A 5,568-nucleotide genomic window follows, 5' to 3' on the forward strand; every position below is an offset into this window, starting at 1 on the left:
TCTCCGAGAGCGCCAGCATCATCGCCCCGGTGAGGAACTGGTAGCACCAGTAGAGATCCCGGATCTCCGCCTCAGGCAGGGCGAGCTTCAGGGTGTCCACCAGCTGGTGGACCACCGGATCGAAGAAGCGGTGCATGGTCTCGCCGCCCCAGGCGGGGGTGTTGTTCACCAGGGCCACCAGGCGGAAGTAGTTCTTCCAACCCTCGTCGTTGGTCATGGAGCGGTCGATGAGCGGGCCGATGAAGGCCTCGATGACGCCCTCCACGGTCATCCGGCCGCGATGCGTTTCCGCGTAGACCTGCATGGCCTCCAGCCGCGCGTCGTTGAGGATCGCGGCGCGGCGGGCGAAGACGCTGTCGAACAGCTCTCGCTTGGCGCCGAAGTAGTAGTGGATGAGCGCGGTGTCGACGCCGGCCTCGGAGGCCACCTGGCGGACCGTGACGCCGTAGAAGCCGTGCCGCGAGAACAAGGCCTCGGCCGCGTCGAGGATGGCCTCGCGCAGGTCTGGCCCCTGCCCCTTCGGTCGCCGTCCTCTCGGCGAGGTCCCCGGATTTTCGCTCAACCTCGCCCCCGATCGCTGCCTCGGCCGCCGCCCTAGGATGGGACGATCCGCCGATCAAGCCTAGCGGGGCTTTGGGCGGACGGGCTATGGCGCTCGGGATGGACGTCGATGAAGCCCTGCGCCTGGCCGTCGACCGGCACCGGTCCGGTGACCTGGCCGGCGCGGAAACAGGCTACCGCGCCGTGCTGGACGAGGCCGAACATCCGGTCGCCCTGCGCAACCTCGCGGTCCTCCTGGAGACCACCGAGCGCACGGACGAGGCGCGACGGCTGTACGGCCGCTGGGCGACGCTCGTCCCGGAGAGCGCCGCGGTCTGGCAGACGCTGGGCAACTTCCACCGCTTCACCGGCGAGCTGGAGGCGGCCGAGCGGGCCTATCGCCGGGCGATGGAGCTGGATTCCAGCCTGCGCCAGGTCCAGGCGGACCTCGGCCTGGTGCTGCTGGCCGAGGGCCGGTTCGCCGAGGGCTGGCCGCTCTACGAGCAGCGACCGCGCCGCCTGCGCACCGCGGCGCGCCGGCTGAGCTTCCCGGAGTGGATGGGCGAGCCTCTCGCGGGCAAGCGGCTGTTCGTCTGGTCCGAGCAGGGCTACGGGGACCAGATCATGATGGCGCGGTTCGTGCGCGAGCTCGGCGCCGCCCACGTCACCCTCACCTGCGCGCCCGGGCTGGCGCGGCTGTTCGCCCAGTTGCCGGCGGAGATCGTGCCGCTGGCCGAGGAGCTGCAGGCGCAGGCGCACGACTTCTGGGTGCTGCCGATGTCGATCCCCGCCAAGCTGGGCGTGCGCGAGGCGACGATCCCGAACGCGCCCTACCTGACCGCGCCGGCGAGGCCGGGCGGCGGGATCGGGGTGATGGCCCGGGGCAATCCGGCCTACGCCTGGGACCGGAGCCGCTCGCCGCCCGAGGCGATCAGGGCGGAGCTGCTGGCCCTGCCCGGCGCGGTGAGCCTGGAGCCCGGCGACACCGGCGCGGCCGACTTCCAGGACACCGCCGAAATCGTCGCTGGGCTGGACCTGGTGGTCACCAGCGACACCTCGGTGGCCCACCTGGCCGGCGCGCTCGGCAAGCCGACCTGGCTGCTGCTCTCCGACCACGGCCTCGACTGGCGCTGGATGCGGGGCCGCGCCGACAGCCCCTGGTATCCGAGCCTGACCCTCTACCGGCAGCCCCGGGCAGGCGACTGGGCGGCCGTGGTCGCCGAGGTCCGGCGCGACCTGGCGCAGTTCACGAACGCCGTTCCGCAAGATTGACACCGCCCGGTGGCGGGGCATGCTCGGCGCCTCGGAGGGGAGGCCGAACCATGACCGCGACCGCGAGCGCGCCGGCGGGTGACCGCCACCTGTCCATCGACGCCGTCCGCGGCTTTGCGGTGCTCGGGATCCTGCTGATGAACATCGTCGGCATGGGCCTGCCGTCCTTCGCCTACCTGCTGCCGACCTTCGCGGGCGGAGCCGAGGGAGCGGACCTCTGGACCTGGGCGGTCAACAACGTCTTCACCGACGGCAAGATGCGGGCGCTGTTCACCCTGCTGTTCGGCGCAAGTGCGATCCTGATCGCCGACCGCGCCGAGCGCGGCGGGGGGCTCTCGCCGGCCCAGACCCACTACCGGCGCATGTTCTGGCTGATCGTCTTCGGGCTGCTGCACGCGGTGCTGTTCTGGTACGGCGACATCCTGGTCACCTATGCGGTGGCCGGCCTGGTCATCTTCCCGTTCCGCAAGCTGAACCCGCGCAGCCAGATCGCGATCGGGGCGGCGATCCTCCTGGCGCTGCTGGCCAAGAACGTCTGGCAGGCGGGCGAGATCGAGGCCCTGCACGCAGCCGCGACCGCGCCCGGTGCGTCGGCCGAGGTGATCGCCGCCTGGCGCGAGGCGAGCACCTTCGTGACGCCCGCGCCGGACGCCGCCGCCGGAGAGCTGGCCGGCTTCGGCGGCGGGTTCCTGGACGCCGTGCGGGCGCGGCTCGAGCTGCTCAAGCTGTTCTACGGCTACTTCCTGCCGTTCGACGCCATCCCCGAGGCCATCGGTCAGATGTTCGTGGGCATGGCCCTGTTCCGGCTGGGCTTCTTCACCCTGGGCTGGTCGAGCCGGGCCTATGCGGCCGCCATCGCCTTCGGCTACCTCGTCTGCGCGCCGTTCACCGCCTGGCTCGCCTGGCTGATCTGGCAGAGCGGCTTCGATCCGATCCGGCTGCACGAGCTGCAGGTCTGGCAGCAGACGACGCGGCCGTTCATCGCGCTGGCCCACGCCGCGGTCCTGCTGCTGGTGATCCGCGCGGGCCTGCTCGGGGGGCTCGTAGCCCTGCTGGCGGCGGCCGGGCGCATGGCGTTCAGCAACTATCTGATGAGTTCGATCATCACCGCGGCGGTGTTCGGCGGCTGGGGCCTGGGCCTGTTCGGCGAGCTGTCGCGGGCGGAGCTCCTGTGGGTGGTCGCCGGGGTCTGGGCCTTCATCCTTGCCTGGAGCCGGCCGTGGCTCGCCCGCTTCCACTACGGCCCGTTCGAGTGGGCGTGGCGCTCACTGGTGCTGGGCAGGCCGCAGCCGTTCCTGAAGGCCGGGCCGAACGCTTCCCCCGCGGCGGCTGCGGAATAGGCGCGGGCGGCGCGCTGCGGCCATGGAGCGCCCGGCGCCCTGAACGCAAAAGCCCTTTGCGATGGTACCGCCCTCCCGGATCGAACGGGAGACCTCCAGAGCCACAAATTCCTGATTCCCTATGTATTCCGCCGACTTGCGTGAGCTCATTCGTCCTTTTGCCAGCTGTGGAGCGCCCGGCAGGGACCAGACGCTCCCGGTGACCAGCCTCGGGACGCGGCGGCCCCGGGCTGGCCCGTCCGGCCTGAGCGCCCTGCGCAGGCGCTCTCCCTGGCCCTCCTTTCCGTTCCGGCCGCTCTGGGAGTGGCATCTCGGCTGGCGGGAGTCCGGCACGGCTTCCTACGCCCCTGGGGGGCGCGCATACTCGACCAAGCCCGCGCGCGCCGACCTCGGGATCGGCGACGCGCCGCGCCTATCCACGGTGTCCTCACGCCCTGAGGACATCGTTGGCTTGCGCGCCGACTCCCCGGTGCCTGCGCGGCCTTCCGGCGCTTCCGGCGCATGCGCGTCGCCGTTGACTCTCCGCGACGTCTTAAGCCCGGACGTGCGCAACGCCACGGCGGCCCTCGCCATCGGTGCGACCTTCCTGAGCCTGCTGTTCACCGCCGCCTGCTTCGGCGCAATGGCGGCCAGCGGTGTGCTCCGCGCCAGGGCGCCCTGGGCGTCGAGCCGAGGCCCCGAATTCTGGCTGCGGTTGGACGGTTTCACCTGGATGTTCCGCGCGCTATCTGCGGCACCAGCCCTGCTGGAGAACATCTACGCCCGGTACTGCATGTCGTCGTCCGATCCCGCGCCTGGTCCCACGATGTTGCGGGTCTGACGGTGGGCGGCGCGGGGTTCGACGACATCAACGGCAACATGGGCAACGACACCGTTCGGGCGGCACCGGCGACGACTGGGTCGTCGGCGGCAAGCACAACGACCTCCTTGAAGGCGGGGACGGAGACGACGTCGTCTATGGCAATCTCGGCGGCGACTGGTGCGACGGCAGAGCCGGCGCGGACCTCATCCGCGGAGGACAGGGCGATGACCTGGTTCTCGGCCAGGCGGGGACGACTGGCTCTCGGGGGACAGGGGCTCCGACACCCTGACCGGCGGCTCAGGAGCGGATATCTTCCATACGTTCGGCGAAGCCGGCCTCGACCGAGTGACGGACTTCAGCGTGGCGGAGGGCGACCGGATGCAACTGGACCCCGGCACGACCTGGACAGCCTCACAGGTCGGGTTGGACACACTCATCTCGATGAGCGGTGGCGGACAGATGATCCTGGTGGGCGTACCTCTTGCCCACCTAACAGGACCCTGGATCTTCGGGGCGTAGGAGCCAAGGGCGCGCGACGCGCCACGACGGCGGTGATGCGGGGGAGCAGCCGCAGCGGTGAGGACGCGCCGAAAGGAGGTAGCGTCTCCGGCCTCGTCCAACGAAGGATTTCCAGGGCGCGACCGCGGGTCGGCCCAACTCTCGCGCGCTGAACCCGTTCAGTCGGCGCGAAGCAGGCTCTCGAAATCCGCCTTGGTCCTTCGATGCAGCCCCGTGATCATCGCGTACCCGATCGCCCTTCGGTGCTCCAGCTTGAAGAAGTCGGGCCGACCCACGGCGTCAGCCACCCATCGCTCCGTGTCGCCGCCGCGCACGGCAAGATTGCCGAGGTAGCTGAGAACGCAGCTGTCCAGGCTGTTGATCTCCTGGCGCACCGCCGCCGACGGGTTGCGTTCGCGGATCACGTCTTCCACGAGATCCTGCTCCATCCGGACCATGGCGGCGTCGAACGCCCAGGTGGAGATCGGCGCGGTCGGGCTGGCCGCGCGCGGATCGCGCGGCTCCTTCCACTCGAAAAGCAGACGGTTGACCACCTTCAGATTGGCGTCGAAAAGCCGCTGGTTGGCGTCGCGCAGGAACGCGCGCGTGTCAGCGGACATCCGGACGCAGAAGACGTCGTCCACGGCGTCTATGGCCCCGACCTGGGTCCAGAGGGTGACCAGGGTCGCGGCATGGAAGAACTTCACGTCCTTCACGGGCGCGGGCGTGTTTCGGTCGAACTCGATCACCAGGCTGATCAGGTTGTAGTAGGCGTTGCGCTGCTCGACGCTTCTGTACTCCCGCGGCTTCTCCTCCCGCGTGTTCCTCAGGGCCGCGTTCGGAAAGGTCAGCACCGCTGGCATGGCGTTGGTGAGCTCCGGGCCGCTCAGCCGCGTGGACAGCGCCTGGAACCTCTTGCGGTCGGCCTCCAGCCAGTCGCCCGGCGCCAGGGGATGGGCGCGCCGTTCCTCGGCCCTGGACAGCGACGGCGCGACCAGCGTGAGCAAGCCGACCGTCAGGAGCGCGTGCCGGAGCCTCATGCCTGCCGCCCTAGTCCCAGGTCCAGGTGGATGCGGCGGCCCGGCTCGCAAACCCCTCGGCGCAGCGATCGAAAAC

The 5,568-nt window shown here is 70.4% G+C and carries 6 protein-coding genes and 1 pseudogene; 5 read left to right on the forward strand and 2 right to left on the reverse strand.

The window, feature by feature from the left end; genetic code table 11:
• Positions 1–562, reverse strand: a 562-nt coding sequence (locus V7Z97_RS18910) for a TetR/AcrR family transcriptional regulator (RefSeq protein ID WP_334164994.1), incomplete at its 3' end; no start/stop codon positions are given.
• A 98-nt stretch (positions 563–660) separates the two neighbouring features.
• Here V7Z97_RS18910 and V7Z97_RS18915 point away from each other — a divergent pair.
• The 5 genes and pseudogenes from V7Z97_RS18915 to V7Z97_RS18935 form a co-directional block, all read left to right on the forward strand.
• Positions 661–1,812, forward strand: a complete 1,152-nt coding sequence (locus V7Z97_RS18915) for a hypothetical protein (protein WP_334164995.1) — start codon at positions 661–663, stop codon at positions 1,810–1,812.
• A gap of 50 nt (positions 1,813–1,862) precedes the next feature.
• The gene (locus V7Z97_RS18920) at positions 1,863–3,152 is read left to right on the forward strand and encodes a DUF418 domain-containing protein (RefSeq protein WP_334164996.1); all 1,290 of its coding nucleotides are present in this window, start codon (positions 1,863–1,865) and stop codon (positions 3,150–3,152) included.
• A 451-nt stretch (positions 3,153–3,603) separates the two neighbouring features.
• Positions 3,604–3,972: a hypothetical protein gene (locus tag V7Z97_RS18925; protein ID WP_334164999.1), complete on the forward strand. Its 369-nt coding sequence runs from the start codon at positions 3,604–3,606 to the stop codon at positions 3,970–3,972.
• Positions 3,947–4,243: a hypothetical protein gene (locus tag V7Z97_RS18930; protein WP_334164998.1), complete on the forward strand. Its 297-nt coding sequence runs from the start codon at positions 3,947–3,949 to the stop codon at positions 4,241–4,243. The genes V7Z97_RS18925 and V7Z97_RS18930 overlap by 26 nt, the downstream gene beginning before the upstream one ends.
• Positions 4,231–4,473: pseudogene (locus tag V7Z97_RS18935) on the forward strand (family 16 glycosylhydrolase); the annotation flags it as partial. The gene V7Z97_RS18930 and the pseudogene V7Z97_RS18935, both read left to right, overlap by 13 nt.
• 158 nt (positions 4,474–4,631) lie before the next feature.
• Here V7Z97_RS18935 and V7Z97_RS18940 read toward each other — a convergent pair.
• The gene (locus V7Z97_RS18940) at positions 4,632–5,492 is read right to left on the reverse strand and encodes a hypothetical protein (protein WP_334164997.1); all 861 of its coding nucleotides are present in this window, start codon (positions 5,490–5,492) and stop codon (positions 4,632–4,634) included.
• Positions 5,493–5,568 lie beyond the last annotated feature (76 nt).

Origin of the sequence: Phenylobacterium sp., assembly GCF_036821595.1 — a bacterium.
In the GTDB taxonomy this organism is placed as follows: domain Bacteria; phylum Pseudomonadota; class Alphaproteobacteria; order Caulobacterales; family Caulobacteraceae; genus Phenylobacterium.